Genomic DNA, 16,069 nt, shown 5'->3' with positions numbered 1-16,069 from the left:
ATGAATGCCAACCAAGAAAGAATGGAGCGCTTTACCGCCTGGGTCGCCATAGCCGGCGGGATCTTTGCCTACCTGAACGTTGTCCTGGCGGCCATCGTGACGGGAGGCGACTTCATGTTGACCCTGGATGGCGCGAGGATGCTGGGCCTACCGCCTGAAATGCGCGAACTCTTCCGCCTGTCCATGTTCGCCGATCTGCTGGGTTTCTATTTCCCGGTTCTGGTCATTGGCGGCTATCTGTGGCATCGCTTTCGGGATGAAACGGGAGCCTTCGGTGACATGGCGGCGCTTGCGATTCTTCTGTATGTCGTCGTGGGCGTGAGCGGTGCCGCGATCCTGCAAACCGCACTGCACACCCTGGGAACGATGCACGACGGCGCTGACGAAGCCGGTAAAACGGTCGCCGAGTCGATTTGGGCAACTGTCGCCTACTTCAGTCAGAGAGGGCTGTGGTGGTGTGAAGGTCCGGTCGTGTTGTTCTGGGGGATTATCGTAGGCGGACAGCTCAAGCAAGCTGGTTGGGGAGCGTCCATCCTGGTTCCGCTGAAGATCGTCGGCTGGTGTTTCGGGCTGTTCTTCGTGTTTGGCTTTTTCCCGGCTTTGAACAACCTCACCAACGGCATGCTGGTTATTGTCGTGTTGGTATTCCCGTTGTGGATGATCCTGTTCGGCCTGAAGTTGCTGCGTCGCCCGGAACTAAGGATGGGGGCGTCGAGGGCTAGCCTCTCAAGCAGCTAAGCCCCCTTCCCTCAGGACATTCAGGTGCCGGCGGAGGCATCCTTATCCTCCGCCCGGTAGATCAAGGCGTAAAGCACTGGCAATACCACCATGGTCAGGACCGTGGCAAACAACAGCCCGCTGATGATGGTGATTGCCATGGATACGAAGAAGGCATCAAACACCAACGGAATCATGCCCAGCGCCGTTGTGAGTGCGGCCATGGCCACCGGACGCAGACGACTGACTCCGGAATTCACAATGGCCGGCATCAACGCCTTACCCTCGCCGCTTTCCAGGTTAATCTCTTCGACCAACACAATGGCATTCTTGATCAGCATCCCCATCAGGCTAAGGAACCCGAGCAAGGCCATGAAGCCAAAGGGTTGCCCTGTGATCAGGAGGCCCGCCGTGACGCCAACCACCGCCAGGGGGACACACAGCCAGATGACAAGCGTCTGTCGCAATGAGTTAAACATCAGGATGGTGATCAGAATCATTGCGAAGATGAACACCGGGATGGTTGCCGCAAGACCCGCCTCGGCTTTGCGGGAATCCTCGTATTCACCGCCCCATTCCAACGTGTAGCCAGGCGGTAGAGGTAGGGCCTCAACCTGGGGGCGCAGTCTGGCAAAGAGTTCGCTTGCACTACCCTCGCTTGGATCAGCGAACACCGTAATCGTTCGCTTGCGGTCGCGGCGATGGATAATTTCGTCCTCGAAGACGGTCTCGAACGATTGCACGACCTGCCGCAAAGGAATCATCTTCTGCGCGGCCGGGCTCCAGATCTGGAGGTTTGCCAGGCTGTCGATATCGTCACGTGCGGCCTGGTCGGCGCGGACGATGATGGGCAGGAGCAAGTCCCCTTCCCGGTAAACACCGGCATTCACGCCCTGAAAACCTTCCTGCATGGCTTCGGCCACCATCGATCGGGTGATGCCGTTCAGGTTAGCCTGTTCCAGGGCAAGGTTGGCTCGTACAAGTTTTACCCGTTGCCGCCAATCGGTGCGAACGCCCTTGGTGTCAGGATCACTGCGATAAATCCTTTCCACTTCACCGGCCAGTCGCCGCAGTTCATTCGCATCGGGGCCACTCAGCCGTGCCTGAACCTTGCCAATGGTTCCCGTGCCCAGTTCGAAGGGATTGGCGTAGACGAGTGCATCCGGGAATCGGTCGGTAAGCTCGGTTTCGATTTCCGGTATGAGGTCGTCGATAATCCGGTAATCGTCCACATTGACCAGAAACTGGGCGTAGGCGCTGTTCGGCTGCTGTGGCTGGTACGTCAGCAGGAACCTTGGCGCCCCTTCCCCAACCGTCGTGGTCACCTGTGTGACGCCCTCCTTGTCCAGCAGCATCTGTTCGACCTGCGTCGCATCAGCGCTCGTCGCATCGATGTGGGTGCCCTGAGGCAGCCAGTAATCCACCATGAACTGGGGACGTGTCGAGCTCGGGAAAAAACTCTGCTCAACAAAGGAGAATCCCCACACCGCGACGGCAAACACGCCGGCCACCGTCGCAGAACTCAAATAACGGTGGCGGATACAGGTGCGCAGGAACCCGCTATACCGCCGGTAAAATCCGCCGCCATAGGGATCGGAATTCGACGGGTTGTCTTTGGGGGGCTTCAGGAACATAACGCACAGCAGGGGCGTTACCGTAACCGCGGTTACCCAGCTCAACAGCAGCGACACCATCACCACCTGGAACAGCGAACGGCAATATTCCCCGGTTGCGTCGTTTGAGGTGCCGATTGCAGCGAACGCCAATATCGCAATCAACGTGGCCGCCAACAACGGCCAGGCAGACTGCTTGACCACTTCCGAGGCCGCCTGCTCGGCGGTTTTTCCCTTCTGCATACGAATGAGCACGCCATCGACCACCACAATGGCGTTATCAACCAGCATGCCGAGCGCAATAATCAGGGCGCCGAGGGAGATACGTTCCAGCGCCACCCCCATCGGATCGAGAAACAGAAACGACCCGGCAATCGTCAATACCAGTACAAAACCGATCAACAGGCCGCTGCGCAAGCCCATGAACAGCAGCAACACCACAATCACGATTGCAACCGCCTGCAAAAGGCTGGTGACAAACCCGGATATCGCCTCGGTCACCGCTTCCGATTGCAGGGAAACAATACCCAGCTCCATGCCCACCGGGCGCTGGCCCTCCAGTTCCGCCAGTCGGGCCTGCACGGCGTCGCCCATCGTCACGACATTGCCACCCGAGACGGTGGAAATACCCAGGCCAATACCTGGTTTACCGTCAAACCGTATCTTGGCATTCTGAGGTTCCACATAGCCGCGTCGAACGTTGGCAATATCACGCAGATACAGTTGCCGGCCCTCGCCGCCGTGGATTAGCAAGGACTCGAAATCCGATACTGAGTCGAGACCGCCGGATGGGGTCAGGGTGACGAACTCCGACCCGACACGGGCGCGGCCGGCATCCGCCGCTACCCCCTTCTGGCGCAGTTCCTCGATGATTGCGGACGGTGGAATGCCCAGCTGCGACATCCGGTCCCGGTTGAACTCGACAAAGATGGCCTCCTGTCGTTCACCGAAGGTGGTAATCTTGCCAACGTCCTGCACCAGCAGGAGTTCTCGTTGAAGCGAATCCACGTAATCCTTGAGTTCGGCATAGCTGTAGCCATCACCAGTGACGACCATGAATACGCTGTAGACATCGCCATAGTCATCGAGAACGACGGAGGGACCGGCACCCGGCGGCAGGTCCCGCTGGACATCGTTTATTTTTTGCCGCAGCTTGTCCCAGACTTGGGGTAAGGTTTCCTTGTCGTAGCTCTCCTTGATGGTCACCGTCAGCGTCGACAGCCCCCGCTCGGACTTCGACTTGACGCGTTCCAGTTCCCCGAGCTGCTGCACGACTTTTTCCAGTCGTTCACTGACTTCCTGTTCCACTTCCGTTGCCGAGGCACCGCTGTATGGGGTTATAACCAGGGCATCCTTGATCGTGAATTCCGGGTCTTCAAGGCGGCTCATGCCGCTGTAGGTCAACAGACCCGCACCGAGCATCACGACCGTGAGCACCAGGGTAACAGTCCGCTTGCGGATGGCGATGGAGGCAATATCCATGATGTCAGTCCTCCATTGCGTGCACAGGAAAACCCTCTGAGAGCGTATGCACACCCGCCACCGCAATGCGATCGCCAGCCTCAAGCCCGGAGACCACCTGGATGTTGTCTCCGGTCAGCTCGCCCACCTCAACCGAACGCTTTGTCACCGTTCCTGCCTCTGAATCGAACAGCCAGACATAGGGGGATTTATCTGGCGCCGCGACGACGGCATCCGCGGGAATCGACAGGCCAGCCGGTGCCACTTCCGGCGCAGGGGTATAAGCAACATGGCCGGTCATCCCCGGGCTCACCGAGAGGTCTTTCGGCGGTTCGAAACCAACCGTGACTTCGAAGGTACGGGTGATCGGGTCGGCCGAGGTGGAAAAGGCCGTAATTCGCGCAGGAATGGCCCTGTCCGGAAGTGAACTGAGCACAACCCGGATGTCGGCGTCCTGTTCGATCTCCGCTGCAGATGTGACGGGCTTATGGCCTACCCAGTCGGCTTCAGGAATATTGACCTTCATTTCCAGGGCGTTGTCACTCTGCAGGATCATCACCGGTTGCTTGGCCTGCACATTGGCAAAGTCCTCCACCAGCTTGCGGGCAACACGCCCGCTGAACGGAGCCTGCAGGACAGTGTCCTCAACAGCTTTATTGGCCCTCTGGAGCCCCGCCTCGGCCACCTCCAGGGCGCGTCTGGCCATATCCAGCTGCTGCGCCGTCACCGCATCTGCCTGGTAGGCTTTGTGATAACGATTAAAGTCGGCCCTGGCGGCATTGCGTTCGGCGCGGGCGCGGTCACGTTCTGACTCGTAGTCCCGTGGATCGATCCTGGCCAGTACCTTACCGGCCTCGACCCGATCCCCTTCGGTCACTGGCATTTCAATAATGCGACCGGAGACCTCAAAGGCCATTTCCGATTGCTGGACTGCAGAGACGCTACCGGGAAACTTCAGCGTCCGGGGACTGGCCATCTCACCCACAGTGAAAAGCTTAACCGGCCTAGAGACAGGTTCCGGCGTTTTTTGCTCCTGCTCGCCACAAGCACTGATCACCAGTGTGAGCGGTAACCAAAGCCAAAATACCCTGAAGCGATTACGAATACATTCCATTACGGCCTCCGAAAATAAAATTTGCCGTTATCCGATCAATCTCGTTGTCACTGGCTCCGGTATCGGGTGCTCATGACGATAAGCTGCCGTCGTTTTACTCAAGTTTCTTTCTACGCGCGTTACGATTAATGTAGCCGTCAATCCGGTTGGCTGCACCCAGAGCGAATTTGAGGGCACACCACTGCAGCGGCTCAGGCAGTGTCGTAGGCGACTTGTGCCGCAGTGCCGAAAGCAGCGGATGCTCGGAACCAGCAATTCGCTCGCTAAGCAGTTTTCCCATAAGGGACTGGGTGGCGACTCCATGCCCGGAACACCCGGCGGTGTAGAGAATGTTCTGGTTGGCGCCCGTCTCGCCCACCACCGGCAAGGCGTCGTAGGCAAGGCTGACATAGCCGCTCCAGCAGGCCTGGATTCCGAGGCCGTTCAGGGTTGGAAAGCGATCGTTCAGTGCTACGGCGAGTTCGCGATAAGCGGTACTGTCCGGGACGTTCGGTGTTTTTGAGCCATACACGTAATTCAGTCGCTTGGTCGTAATAACCAACGTATTGCGGGCGGTCAGGCGATGACTTTCCATGGTGAAATGAGGCGTCACAATGCCCTCTCGTCCCTGCCAGCCCAGGGATTCAAGTTGCGAAGCGGTCAACCGTTCGGTTTCGATCGCCGAAACCCGCAATGGCGCCACTTTGTTCCCCAGCAGACCAAGCTGAGGGGTATAGGCATTGGTCGCCAATACCAGGTGCGGTGCGCGTACCCGGCCCCGTTCGGTGTCGCAGGTGACTACCGGCCCCTCAGTGTAGGAAACCAGCGGAGTCTGTTCGTAGAGTTTTACACCGACCTTCAGCGCTGCACGCCTGAGGCCCAGCACATACTTGCCGGGGTCCAGTGTGCCGCCGTGTTTCTGGTAGCAGCCAAACAGAAACGCCGGCGGTATCCCGCGAGCCCGCATCTCCGTTTGATCCAGGAACTCGGTCTGCGAACCCAGTTCCAGACCTAGCTCCATGCTTTTTCGCAGCCGCTTCTCCTGGGAGGCGTGAACAGCTGCGCGAATAATACCGGAGGCGTTGTAGTCGCAGTCTATGCCCAGCTTGTCGAGCCGACCTTCCACATAGGCAACGCCTTCGTCGTAGAAACGGACGATCTCCCTGGCCTTCTCCCGACCGATTCGTTTGAGAAAGAATTCGAACTCAACCCCCATGCTGCCAGCAAGATATCCCGCGTTACGCCCACTCGCGCCGAAGCCGGCGAAGTCGCGCTCCAGCACCACCACATTGGCTCCGGCCTCGGCCAGTTCCAGGGCGGTGGAGAGACCGGCGTAGCCAGCCCCGACAATAACCACGTCCGCGTTGATTTCACCTTCAAGTGGCGGCTGAATATTCGTCGGCTTCTCCAGCCAGCCACCGTGAGGGCGGAATTTTTTCAGCGAAACGTCGACGTTTTTATCCAGATCATTAGCCATAGCAGCCTCAATCAGTAGTCAGGCCATCGCCTCGTTTTTTGCCAGGCTACCCGTCAACCGGCCATTAATGATGTTGGCGGCGTCGCACACAATTCGAGTGACCAATTCGTGGCAGGTCGGAATATCGTGAATCAGCCCCTGGATCTGGCCGGCCCAGATCAGGCCCGCTTCAAGATCACCGGTTTCGAGAACCTTGCGACCGTCGACCCCTTTAACCAGGTGGGAGACGTCCTCAAACTTTGAGTCCGGATTCTTCAGGATTTCCACTACCTGATCAGACACACTGTTCTTGCTGACCCGGCCGGTATTGCGCAGTGAACGGAAGATCAGATTGGTGGCGCGTTCGTCGTTGTCCACCAGGAGCTGCTTTACGTGATCATGGATGGGGGCTTCCGCCGTCGCGCAGAACCGGGTGCCCATGTTGATGCCGTCGGCGCCAAGGCTCAGTGCTGCCACCAGACCTCGCCCGTCACCAAATCCGCCAGAGGCGAGCATTGGAATACTGACCTTGTCGGCGGCCGCCGGAATCAGGATCAAACCGGGAATGTCGTCTTCGCCGGGATGACCCGCGCACTCGAAACCGTCAATGGAAACGGCATCAACGCCCATGCGCTCGGCAGACAGAGCGTGGCGAACAGCGGTGCATTTATGGATGACAGTGATGCCGTGTGCCTTGAAATCCTCAACATGCTCCCGCGGATTGTGTCCCGCGGTTTCGACAATTTTCACGCCGCTGTCGATGATCGCCTTTCGGTATTCCGCATAAGGAGGGGGCTGCACCGATGGCAGAATGGTGAGGTTGACGCCGAATGGCTTGTCGGTCATCGAACGGCATCGATCTATCTCTTTGCGAAGGTCGTCTGGCGAGGGTTGGGTCAATCCCGTCAAAATACCCAGCCCCCCGGCGTTGGAAACCGCCGCAGCGAGTTCGGCGCGCCCCACCCACATCATGCCGCCCTGAACGATAGGATGTTCGATACCCAGCAATTCGGTAATGCGTGTTTTCAAGGTCATAACGAATTCTTTCTCGGTGTTAGTGGCTCAGAAAACTTGGTGACTTTTATGATCTGAGCAATCGTAGCAAGGTCGCCACATTAACACAACATACGTTATGTTTAATTGGGAAAGGGGGCTGACACCACATCAGGCCGTATGGCCATTGGCGCCGGATGGGGGAGATGCCTGCAGTTGTTCTCGGTATTTCTTTGGGGTTGTTCCAAACCAGCGCCGGCAGGACCGACTCAGGGTGCTTTGTTCGGTGTAGCCCAGAAGCCCGGCTATCTGGACCATGTGCAGACCGGGCTCGCCCAGGTAACGAATAGCCTGCTGCCGCCGCTCCCGGTCCAGCAGCTCTTCGTATCGATACCCTTCTTCGGCCAGGTGGCGCTGCAGGGTTCGGGGGTGAATGGCCAGCTCGGCAGCAATAGTGTCGGCGCTGCAAAGCCCTGTGGGCAGAAGCCGACCTATTAACTCAGTCACCCGTGCCGACAGTGCGGTGCTACCGGGCGCATAATGCGATTCGAGGTATCTGGTTGCATAGTGCAAGGCCTGGGAGTCGGCATGATCGATGGGTTGGCGCGCCAGGTTTTCCGAAATCCGCCATCCACACCAGTCCTGTTCGAACCTTACTTCGCAGCCAAACGATTTCGCATAGCTTTCGGCCGATCCCACCTGACTATGAAGGAATGACACCAGCTCCGGCCTGGCGCTTTCCCCTGCCAGCATTCGAAGGATTTGCATCGCATTGGCAAGGCTCAGTTCATAGGACTGGCGTAATTGGGGCGGCGACAACTCCGTAATCCGGTAATTGAATTGAACCCAGTCTCCGGTTCCGGAAGGCTGCAGGCGAAGTAACAGCGCAGGACAGTGGATGTACAGGTAGCGAGCAATCGCCTCAAACGCTTCGATAACGGAGCTGGAGTTTCGCGCGATGACGGCAACCGGCCCCAACATCTCCAGGCCTTGCCATTGCGCAAGCCGCAGCCCGAAATCCGGACATTCCAGTTGCGCCGCCGTGGCTTCGAGCAACAACACGCCGCTCCGGTAAAGAACAAAGGATTCGTCCGGTCTTTCCGGGGCTGGCGGAATGTGAAAGCGAGTCAGAAACCGGTTCGGATCCCCGCCCAGCTCCCGCACCAGCTCATCGTACCCCCATAAATTGGTCGCTTGAATCAGGCTCCCCATCACATCCTCAATCGTTTCATCGTGGCTGTGTCCGATATTGTTAAACATGTGTCCGATATTGACAATAACTTAGTCGCCAATACACATAAATTACTCAATATCCAGCCTCTCTATCACCGGTTCTCGATGAACGTGGAGCGCACATGAGTAAGCAGCATTACAACGTAATAATAATTGGTGCAGGACTGTCCGGCATTGGAACAGCTTGTCATCTGGCAGAGGATTGCCCGGACAAAAGCCTGGCTATTCTGGAGCGCCGCGAGCGCATCGGCGGTACCTGGGATCTGTTCCGCTACCCCGGCATTCGCTCGGATTCGGACATGTTGACCTTTGGGTACAACTTTCGCCCCTGGAACGGGCTCAAAATCCTGGCAGGCGGCGGCTCGATTCGCGAGTACATCGAGAAGACCGCGGATCAATATGGCGTGAAGGACAAGGTTCGGTACGGCCTGAAGACCACCAACGCGGACTGGTCCAGCGAAGATCAACGCTGGCATATCACCGCCTTGCACGAACCCAGTGGCGAGACCCACGAATACAGTTGCGATTTTCTTATCAGTTGTACCGGTTACTACAACCACGATGACGGCTTTCGCCCCGAATTCCCCGGGGAAACTGACTTCAATGGCCAGATCATCCATCCCCAGCACTGGCCCGATGACCTGGATTACAGTGGTAAGAAAGTCGTGGTGATCGGTAGTGGTGCGACAGCGGTCACGCTGGTCCCTTCAATGGCCGAGAAGGCCGAGCATATCACCATGCTCCAGCGGTCCCCTTCCTACGTCTATTCCATTCCGTCTGTAGACAGGATCACTGCCGCACTTCAGCGAGTCATGCCTTCCCGCTGGGCATTCAGCCTGGCACGCAAAAGAAACATTGTGATGCAGCGCGTTATGTATGTTTCATGCCGCCGCTGGCCCAAACTGATGCGTCGCGTTCTTCTTTCCCATGTCCGCAAGCATGTTGGGCCCAACGTCGACATGAAACATTTCTCACCGGATTACATGCCCTGGGATGAGCGCCTGTGTGCGGTGCCTGATGCGGACCTGTTCAAGGCCTTGAGAGCCGGAACAGCGTCCATTGAAACGGATCACATCGATCAGTTCACCGGCAAGGGCATCCTGCTGAAATCAGGCAAAGAACTTGAAGCCGACATCATCATTACGGCAACCGGGCTCAACCTTCAGATGTTTGGCGGTATGAAGCTGTCTGTGGACGGAAAGCCCGAGGTTCTGGGCGACAAAATGGCCTACAAAGGGGTTCTGGTTGAAAAGATGCCTAACCTGGCCTGGATATTCGGCTACACCAACTCCTCGTGGACCCTGAAGCTGGACATAGCAGCAGACTACCTTTGCCGGCTTTTCAAGTTTATGAAGAGCCAGAAGCTGGATGTGGTCATTCCCCAGGATATCGATCAGAGCAGACTTGACGAAGGCATTCTGGATTCGCTGAGCGCGGGCTATGTGCAGCGTGGAAAACATCGCCTCCCCAGACAGGGTAAACATTACCCCTGGCAAATCCTGATGAATTACAGGTATGACAAAAAAATGCTGCTTAAAGATGACATAGAGGACAGGCGACTGATCTTTAAATCCGCCAAAAACCGCAAGGCGAGCCCCAAGAAAAGCAGGCGGGCCGCAGCCTGACCCCACAACCAAACCGTCCAACAACAAGAGAGTTACGTATGCAAGGCAAAATGATGAATCAGCCTCTGATCGTGTCTTCCATTCTGGAGCATGCAGAGCGGTATCATGGTGACACCGAGATCGTCTCCCAGACTGTCGAGGGTCCCATTCATCGCTATACCTATGCAGAGGCTCACAAACGATCCAAACAGGCGGCCAACGCGCTCCTGAAGCTTGGTGCTGATACCGGCAGTCGCATTGCCACGCTGGCCTGGAACAACTTCCGGCATTTTGAGCTTTACTACGCCATTTCAGGCATAGGAGCCATTACCCATACGGTAAACCCCCGACTGTTTCCCGAGCAAGTCAGTTGGATTGTTAACGATGCGGAAGATCAGATTCTGTGCTTCGATACCAGCTTCTCAACCCTGATTGAATCCATAGCACCGCAATGCCCGAGCGTGAAGTACTGGATTGCCATGACCAACCGGGACCATATGCCGGATATACGCGTACCGAACCTGGTTTGTTACGAGGATCTGATAGCCAGTGAATCCGAGGAGTTCACCTGGCCACGGCTCGATGAGAATTCAGCCTCGTCACTGTGTTACACCTCCGGAACCACCGGCAATCCCAAAGGCGTACTGTACTCCCATCGATCAACCCTGCTTCATGCATTGTCGAGCGCCCTACCCGATGCCATGAACCTTTCAGGCCGGGACGTGGTCCTGCCGGTTGTTCCCATGTTCCATGTGAACGCCTGGGGCCTTCCCTATACCGCACCGTTGGTGGGCGCGAAGCTGGTCTTTCCGGGCGACGGCATGGATGGCGAAAGCCTCTACCAACTGTTTGAGAGCGAAGGCGTGACTTTCTCTGCAGGTGTTCCAACCGTGTGGCTGGGTGTTCTTCAACATCTGCGCAATTCCGGCTCGAAACTGTCCACCGTGGAGCGGATGATTGTCGGCGGTGCCGCCTGCCCGCCCGCGCTCATGCAAAGTTTCAGGGACGAGTATGGCATCACCATTCAGCATGCCTGGGGGATGACCGAGCTGTCGCCGCTGGGTACCGTTAACACCCCCAAGTCAAAGCACCTGGGGCTGGACGATGAAGAGCGCTTTAAGCTTGATATCAAGCAGGGGCGCCCGCCATTCGGAATCGACCTCAAGATTGTCGACGATAACGGCAACGAACTTCCCCGTGACGGCCAGACCTCCGGAGACCTGCTTGTCCGTGGCTACTGGGTCATCGACCAGTACTACAACAAGGACGACAGCCCGCTCGTAGACGGCTGGTTCCCCACCGGCGACGTGGCCAACCAGGATAAGGATGGTTACCTGCAGATTACCGATCGCTCGAAAGACGTGATCAAGTCCGGCGGCGAGTGGATCAGCTCCATCGAACTGGAAAACATTGCCATGAGCCATGCCGCAGTGTCCGAAGCGGCTGCTTTAGGGCTGTCCCATGATAAGTGGGACGAGCGGCCGCTGCTTGTGGTGGTCAGGAAAGCAGGCCAGGACGTTAGCCGGGAAGAGATCCTCGCCCATTACCAGGGCAAGGTTGCGAAGTTCTGCATTCCGGAGGATGTGATTTTTGTGGATGAAATCCCTCACACCGCTACCGGAAAAGTCAGCAAAGTCACGCTGCGCAAGCAGCTCAGCGACTACCGCTGGCCTGCCCCAAAGTGAGGGTGCACCATGCACAACAACTATAACTCGGCTGACACAGCGACCTTTACTCACTACTTCAAACCAGCGAAGGGGCACTGGAAATACTCGCTTCTCAACCTGCTCCTTCGCACCACGGTAAAGTGGCGACACGGGCTGGAAGTCGACGTCGGCGCGGTACGGAAGCAGGTTGCAAAACTGGATCGGCAGGCGCCAAGTCAACTGCCCGGCATCAAACGCCAGCAGGCCGATTGTGACGGTGTGTCGGGCGAGTGGCTGGTGCCCGGCAACCATCGCGATAACCGGGTTCTGCTCTACATCCACGGGGGCGCGTTCGTCGCCTCCACTCCGGATGTTCATGCAGCGATGGTGGCGCCCTGGTGCCAGTCGCTTCAGGCGAAGACCCTGATGGTGGATTATCGTCTGGCACCAGAGCACCCTTTTCCCGCAGCCAGCGATGACTGCTTCGCGGCCTATAAGTGGTTATTGGATCAGGGCTTCGAATCCAGGGACATCGTTATCGCCGGCGACTCCGCCGGCGGCAACCTGGTCTTGAGCACCATGTTGCGCCTCAAGGCCGAACAGCTCGCGCTGCCTGCCTGCACCGTGCTGCTGTCGCCCTTTCTCGATTTCACCCTGAGCGGAAGAAGCGCGCTGACCAATGCCAGGCGTGATCCAATCTTCACGTCTGCGTTCGCGATTGGCATCCGCAATCACTACGCACCTGCCGAATTACACTCAGACCCTCTGGTGTCCCCATTACTGGGTGATTTCAGTGGCCTTCCGCCGATGCTTTTCCAGGTTGGCAGTACCGAAATGCTTCTGGACGATTCAGTGCGGGCGGCAGCCAGGGCCAACGAGACCGGCGTCCCCGTGCAACTCGATATCTGGGAGGCACTGCCCCACGTTTTCCAGACAATCGATGCGTTGCCACAAGCGAAAGTCGCCGCACAACGAATCTGCAGGTTTATCGCTGAGAACACGGAGTGGAATCAATCATGAACAACTACGATTTCGACTACTTGATCATCGGCTCTGGCTTCGGTGGCAGCGTGTCAGCCCATCGTCTGACCCAGAAAGGTTATTCCGTCGCCGTAATGGAAATGGGCAAGCGCTGGCGTGCCGAGGACTTTCCCGAGTCCAATACCCAGGTAAATCGTTATTATTGGCGCCCCAGGATTGGCCTGCGTGGATTCTTCAATCTGCGACCTTTCCGTCACGTTGCGATCATTTGCGGCAATGCCGTTGGCGGCGGATCGATCACCTACGCCAATACCCTGCTGGTGCCACCGGATTCTGTCTGGGAGGAAGGCTCCTGGGCCGGACTGTCTGACTGGAAGAAGGAGATGCCCGCTCACTATGCGGAAGCCGAGCGCATGCTGGGTGTCACCGAAAACCGGATCTTTGGCACGGCAGACCACCTACTGAAGGAAATGGCGGACCTGCACGGCGTCGGCCACACCTACAAACCGACACGCGTCGCGGCTTTCTTTCCACCGGAGGGTGAAGAAGGTGGCAAAACCTACCCCGACCCGTACTTCGGTGGTGAGGGTCCGGACCGTGGAACCTGTACCGGCTGCGGCAGCTGCATGACCGGCTGCAAGTACAACGCGAAGAACACGTTGGATAAAAACTACCTGTACTTTGCCGAAAAGAATGGCGCAAAGGTCTATGCCGAAACCCGTGTGGTGGATGTCCGCCCGCTGGACGGTAAAGCCGACGGTTCCGCCGGTTATGAAGTCACCACCGAACGCTCTACCGCCTGGGTCCGCAAGCAAAGTCAAACCTTCAGGGTAAAGAGCGTTGTGTTTTCGGCATCTTCCCTGGGCACCCAGGAACTGTTGTTCAGGCTCAAGCAGACCGGCTCCCTGCCCAACATCTCCGATGACCTGGGTAACCGGGTGCGTACCAACGCCGAATCGATTGTGGGCATCCGCTTTCCGGGCAAGGACATCAACATCAGTGAGGGCGTGGCCATTGGCTCCGGCATTCACATTGATGAGCACACCCATATCGAGGCCACCCGTTACGGCAATGGCCACAACATGATGGCCTCGTTAATGACGCTGATGGTCGACGGCAAAGGCCCCCTGAGAATCCTGAAATGGTTCTGGGCCATGCTTCGCCATCCGGTGACCTTTGCCCGAGCGGTAAGCCCTGCCAACTGGGCTCGCCAGTCGCTGATTTTCCTGGTGATGCAGACTCTGGACGCTTCCCTGAATATGCGTTTCAAGCGGCGCTGGTATTGGCCTTTCTCTAGGATCCTTTGCAGTGAGGGGAAAAAAATCCCGACAAATATCCCCCAGGCCAACGAGTTCACCAAGAAGATGGCGGCCCACTTCAATGGCATTCCGTTTACCACGGCGACGGAGGTGTTCTTCAATGTACCGTTCACCGCTCACTGCATGGGCGGCTGCGCGATGGCGGACACGCCGGAGCGAGGCGTTATCGACGCACAAAACCGGGTATTCAATTACCAGAATCTCTACGTGGTCGATGGCGCCATGCTTGGCGCCAATCTGGGGGTAAACCCCAGCCTGACCATTACCGCCCTGGCGGAACGCGCGATGAGTTTTATCCCTCACCGAGATGAAGCGATAAAGGAAGCTACCGTATGAACCAGGTTGTCACCCCCGCTACCGGCAAAACCGCCATCGCGACGAACCCGGCTACGGGTAGCCAGTTTGGCGAGGTTGCCCATACCCCGGAACACCGTTATGCGTCGATCTTCCAGCAGGCAAGGCGTGCACAAAAGGTCTGGGCGGAAAAAAGCTTCGCCCAACGCAGCAAGCATCTCAGGAAAATGCGGAACTATATCCGCGACCATGCCGACGAACTGGCGCGCCTGATCAGTGACAGCAACGGTAAAACCCGCATGGATGCCCTTATCACCGAGGTGCTGCCTTGCCAACTCGCCTGCGACTGGTACGGTAAACACGCTGCAAAGGTGCTCGCCCCGGAGCGCCGCGGTCCGTCCAGCCCGCTGTGGATCGGGAAACGGTCCGAGGTACGCCATGAGCCCCTGGGCGTGGTGGGCATTATCAGCCCCTGGAACTACCCCCTGTCCATTCCTTTTGGCGAGATCGTGATGGGTTTGATGGCTGGCAATGCGATCATTCTCAAGGTGGCGGCAGCGACCCCGCTGGTGGGTAAAGCCATTGAGGACATTATTGCCGCTGGTAATCTTCCGCACGGTCTGTTCAACCACATCGTCGGTTCGGGCGGACAGGTGTCGAGCGCCATGTTTGAGCATGGTGTCGACAAGCTGTTCTTCACCGGTTCGGTCCCGACTGGCAAACAGCTAATGGCGCAGGCCGCAGAGACGCTCACCCCACTGTCGCTCGAACTCGGCGGCAAGGATCCGATGATCGTGCTGAAAGATGCGGACCTGGAACGTGCAGCCAACGGTGCCGCCTGGGCTGGTTACCAGAATGCAGGGCAGTCCTGTGGCGGCGTCGAGCGAATCTACGTGCACGAATCGGTCTATGACCGCTTTGTTTCACTGCTGGCTGACCGCACCCGGGAACTCCGTCACGGTGTGCCGACCGATGAGTGCGACGTTGATATCGGCTCGATGACCACCGCAAACCAACGCCGAACCGTCGAGTCGCAACTGGCGGAAGCTGTGGAGGCCGGCGCCACCGTCGTCGCCCAGTCCGAGGGACCGGGACACGGCCCTGGCCATTTCCATGCCGCCACCCTGGTGACAAACGTCGATCACGGGATGAGGCTGATGCAGGAAGAAACCTTCGGCCCCATCATGCCCGTCATGCCTTTCCGCACCGAAGACGAAGCCGTTGAACTCGCCAACGACTCCCCCATGGCACTGACCGCATCCATCTGGACCCGGAATACGCGGCACGGCAAGGAACTGGCCAACCGAATCAACGGCGGCGTGGTCGCCATCAATGACCATCTGTACACCCACGCCATGTCCGACGTGCCCTGGGGCGGCCCGGGTGACTCCGGCATCGGTCGTACCCATGGCCCCGAAGGCCTGAAGGAAATGACCAAAGCCAAAGTCGTGAACTGGGACTGGCTACGGGCCAAGCGCAATCTGTGGTGGTATCCGCAAGACCAGGCGAGCTATGCCGCCATCCGCAGTGCTCTGTATCTGGTCGCACCACGAACAGTACTGGATTTTCTGCGGTCTGCTATTCGGGTCTTGCCGACAATGATTCGGAAGATGTATTTCTAGCCACCCATCGATTGGGCGAGGGAGCAGCATGCTACGT

General features: G+C 57.7%; 11 protein-coding genes. 6 read left to right on the top strand and 5 right to left on the bottom strand.

The annotated features are described in order from the left end of the window. Positions 1-738 carry a hypothetical protein gene (locus EHN06_RS10125; protein WP_127332470.1) on the top strand — a complete coding sequence of 246 codons (738 nt, stop codon included), beginning with the start codon at positions 1-3 and terminating at the stop codon, positions 736-738. A 20-nt stretch (positions 739-758) separates the two neighbouring features. Here the strand turns inward: EHN06_RS10125 and EHN06_RS10120 are convergent, their stop codons facing one another. The 5 genes from EHN06_RS10120 to EHN06_RS10100 all read right to left on the bottom strand — a co-directional run bounded on the left by EHN06_RS10120 (position 759) and on the right by EHN06_RS10100 (position 8,593). Then, positions 759-3,812, bottom strand: coding sequence for an efflux RND transporter permease subunit (locus tag EHN06_RS10120; protein WP_127332469.1), 3,054 nt, complete (start codon positions 3,810-3,812; stop codon positions 759-761). A 4-nt stretch (positions 3,813-3,816) separates the two neighbouring features. Beyond that, complete coding sequence (locus EHN06_RS10115) at positions 3,817-4,905, bottom strand: efflux RND transporter periplasmic adaptor subunit (protein ID WP_127332468.1); 1,089 nt, start codon at positions 4,903-4,905, stop codon at positions 3,817-3,819. A gap of 94 nt (positions 4,906-4,999) precedes the next feature. Next, positions 5,000-6,361: an NAD(P)/FAD-dependent oxidoreductase gene (locus EHN06_RS10110; protein WP_127332467.1), complete on the bottom strand. Its 1,362-nt coding sequence runs from the start codon at positions 6,359-6,361 to the stop codon at positions 5,000-5,002. A gap of 18 nt (positions 6,362-6,379) precedes the next feature. Continuing rightward, a complete protein-coding gene (locus EHN06_RS10105) occupies positions 6,380-7,375 on the bottom strand; it encodes an NAD(P)H-dependent flavin oxidoreductase (RefSeq protein WP_127332466.1) in 996 nt (331 codons plus the stop codon). 129 nt (positions 7,376-7,504) lie between these two features. After that, positions 7,505-8,593 carry an AraC family transcriptional regulator gene (locus tag EHN06_RS10100; protein ID WP_206075750.1) on the bottom strand — a complete coding sequence of 363 codons (1,089 nt, stop codon included), beginning with the start codon at positions 8,591-8,593 and terminating at the stop codon, positions 7,505-7,507. A gap of 95 nt (positions 8,594-8,688) precedes the next feature. Here EHN06_RS10100 and EHN06_RS10095 point away from each other — a divergent pair, with 95 nt between their 5' ends. The 5 genes from EHN06_RS10095 to EHN06_RS10075 are packed head-to-tail and all read left to right on the top strand — an operon-like array spanning position 8,689 to position 16,032. After that, the gene (locus tag EHN06_RS10095) at positions 8,689-10,191 is read left to right on the top strand and encodes a flavin-containing monooxygenase (RefSeq protein WP_127332465.1); all 1,503 of its coding nucleotides are present in this window, start codon (positions 8,689-8,691) and stop codon (positions 10,189-10,191) included. Positions 10,192-10,229: 38 nt separating this feature from the next. Then, positions 10,230-11,855, top strand: a complete 1,626-nt coding sequence (locus EHN06_RS10090; RefSeq protein ID WP_127332464.1) for a 3-(methylthio)propionyl-CoA ligase — start codon at positions 10,230-10,232, stop codon at positions 11,853-11,855. A gap of 9 nt (positions 11,856-11,864) precedes the next feature. Continuing rightward, positions 11,865-12,836: an alpha/beta hydrolase gene (locus EHN06_RS10085; RefSeq protein WP_127332463.1), complete on the top strand. Its 972-nt coding sequence runs from the start codon at positions 11,865-11,867 to the stop codon at positions 12,834-12,836. Then, entirely contained in the window at positions 12,833-14,452 is a 1,620-nt protein-coding gene (locus EHN06_RS10080; protein WP_127332462.1) for a GMC family oxidoreductase, read from the top strand. The genes EHN06_RS10085 and EHN06_RS10080 overlap by 4 nt, the downstream gene beginning before the upstream one ends. Further along, entirely contained in the window at positions 14,449-16,032 is a 1,584-nt protein-coding gene (locus EHN06_RS10075; protein ID WP_127332461.1) for an aldehyde dehydrogenase family protein, read from the top strand. The genes EHN06_RS10080 and EHN06_RS10075 overlap by 4 nt, the downstream gene beginning before the upstream one ends. Positions 16,033-16,069 lie beyond the last annotated feature (37 nt).

The organism is Marinobacter sp. NP-4(2019) (genome assembly GCF_003994855.1).
Taxonomy (GTDB): Bacteria; Pseudomonadota; Gammaproteobacteria; order Pseudomonadales; family Oleiphilaceae; genus Marinobacter.
This window is presented reverse-complemented; position numbering and strand designations above follow the sequence as displayed.

What these genes read in the sequence shown, in the direction of transcription:
- EHN06_RS10125 (WP_127332470.1), top strand. Translation starts at nt 1, where the DNA reads ATGAATGCCAACCAAGAAAGAATGGAGCGCTTTACCGCCTGGGTCGCC.
- EHN06_RS10120 (WP_127332469.1), bottom strand. Translation starts at nt 3,812, where the DNA reads ATGGATATTGCCTCCATCGCCATCCGCAAGCGGACTGTTACCCTGGTG.
- EHN06_RS10115 (WP_127332468.1), bottom strand. Translation starts at nt 4,905, where the DNA reads ATGGAATGTATTCGTAATCGCTTCAGGGTATTTTGGCTTTGGTTACCG.
- EHN06_RS10110 (WP_127332467.1), bottom strand. Translation starts at nt 6,361, where the DNA reads ATGGCTAATGATCTGGATAAAAACGTCGACGTTTCGCTGAAAAAATTC.
- EHN06_RS10105 (WP_127332466.1), bottom strand. Translation starts at nt 7,375, where the DNA reads ATGACCTTGAAAACACGCATTACCGAATTGCTGGGTATCGAACATCCT.
- EHN06_RS10100 (WP_206075750.1), bottom strand. Translation starts at nt 8,593, where the DNA reads ATGTTTAACAATATCGGACACAGCCACGATGAAACGATTGAGGATGTG.
- EHN06_RS10095 (WP_127332465.1), top strand. Translation starts at nt 8,689, where the DNA reads ATGAGTAAGCAGCATTACAACGTAATAATAATTGGTGCAGGACTGTCC.
- EHN06_RS10090 (WP_127332464.1), top strand. Translation starts at nt 10,230, where the DNA reads ATGCAAGGCAAAATGATGAATCAGCCTCTGATCGTGTCTTCCATTCTG.
- EHN06_RS10085 (WP_127332463.1), top strand. Translation starts at nt 11,865, where the DNA reads ATGCACAACAACTATAACTCGGCTGACACAGCGACCTTTACTCACTAC.
- EHN06_RS10080 (WP_127332462.1), top strand. Translation starts at nt 12,833, where the DNA reads ATGAACAACTACGATTTCGACTACTTGATCATCGGCTCTGGCTTCGGT.
- EHN06_RS10075 (WP_127332461.1), top strand. Translation starts at nt 14,449, where the DNA reads ATGAACCAGGTTGTCACCCCCGCTACCGGCAAAACCGCCATCGCGACG.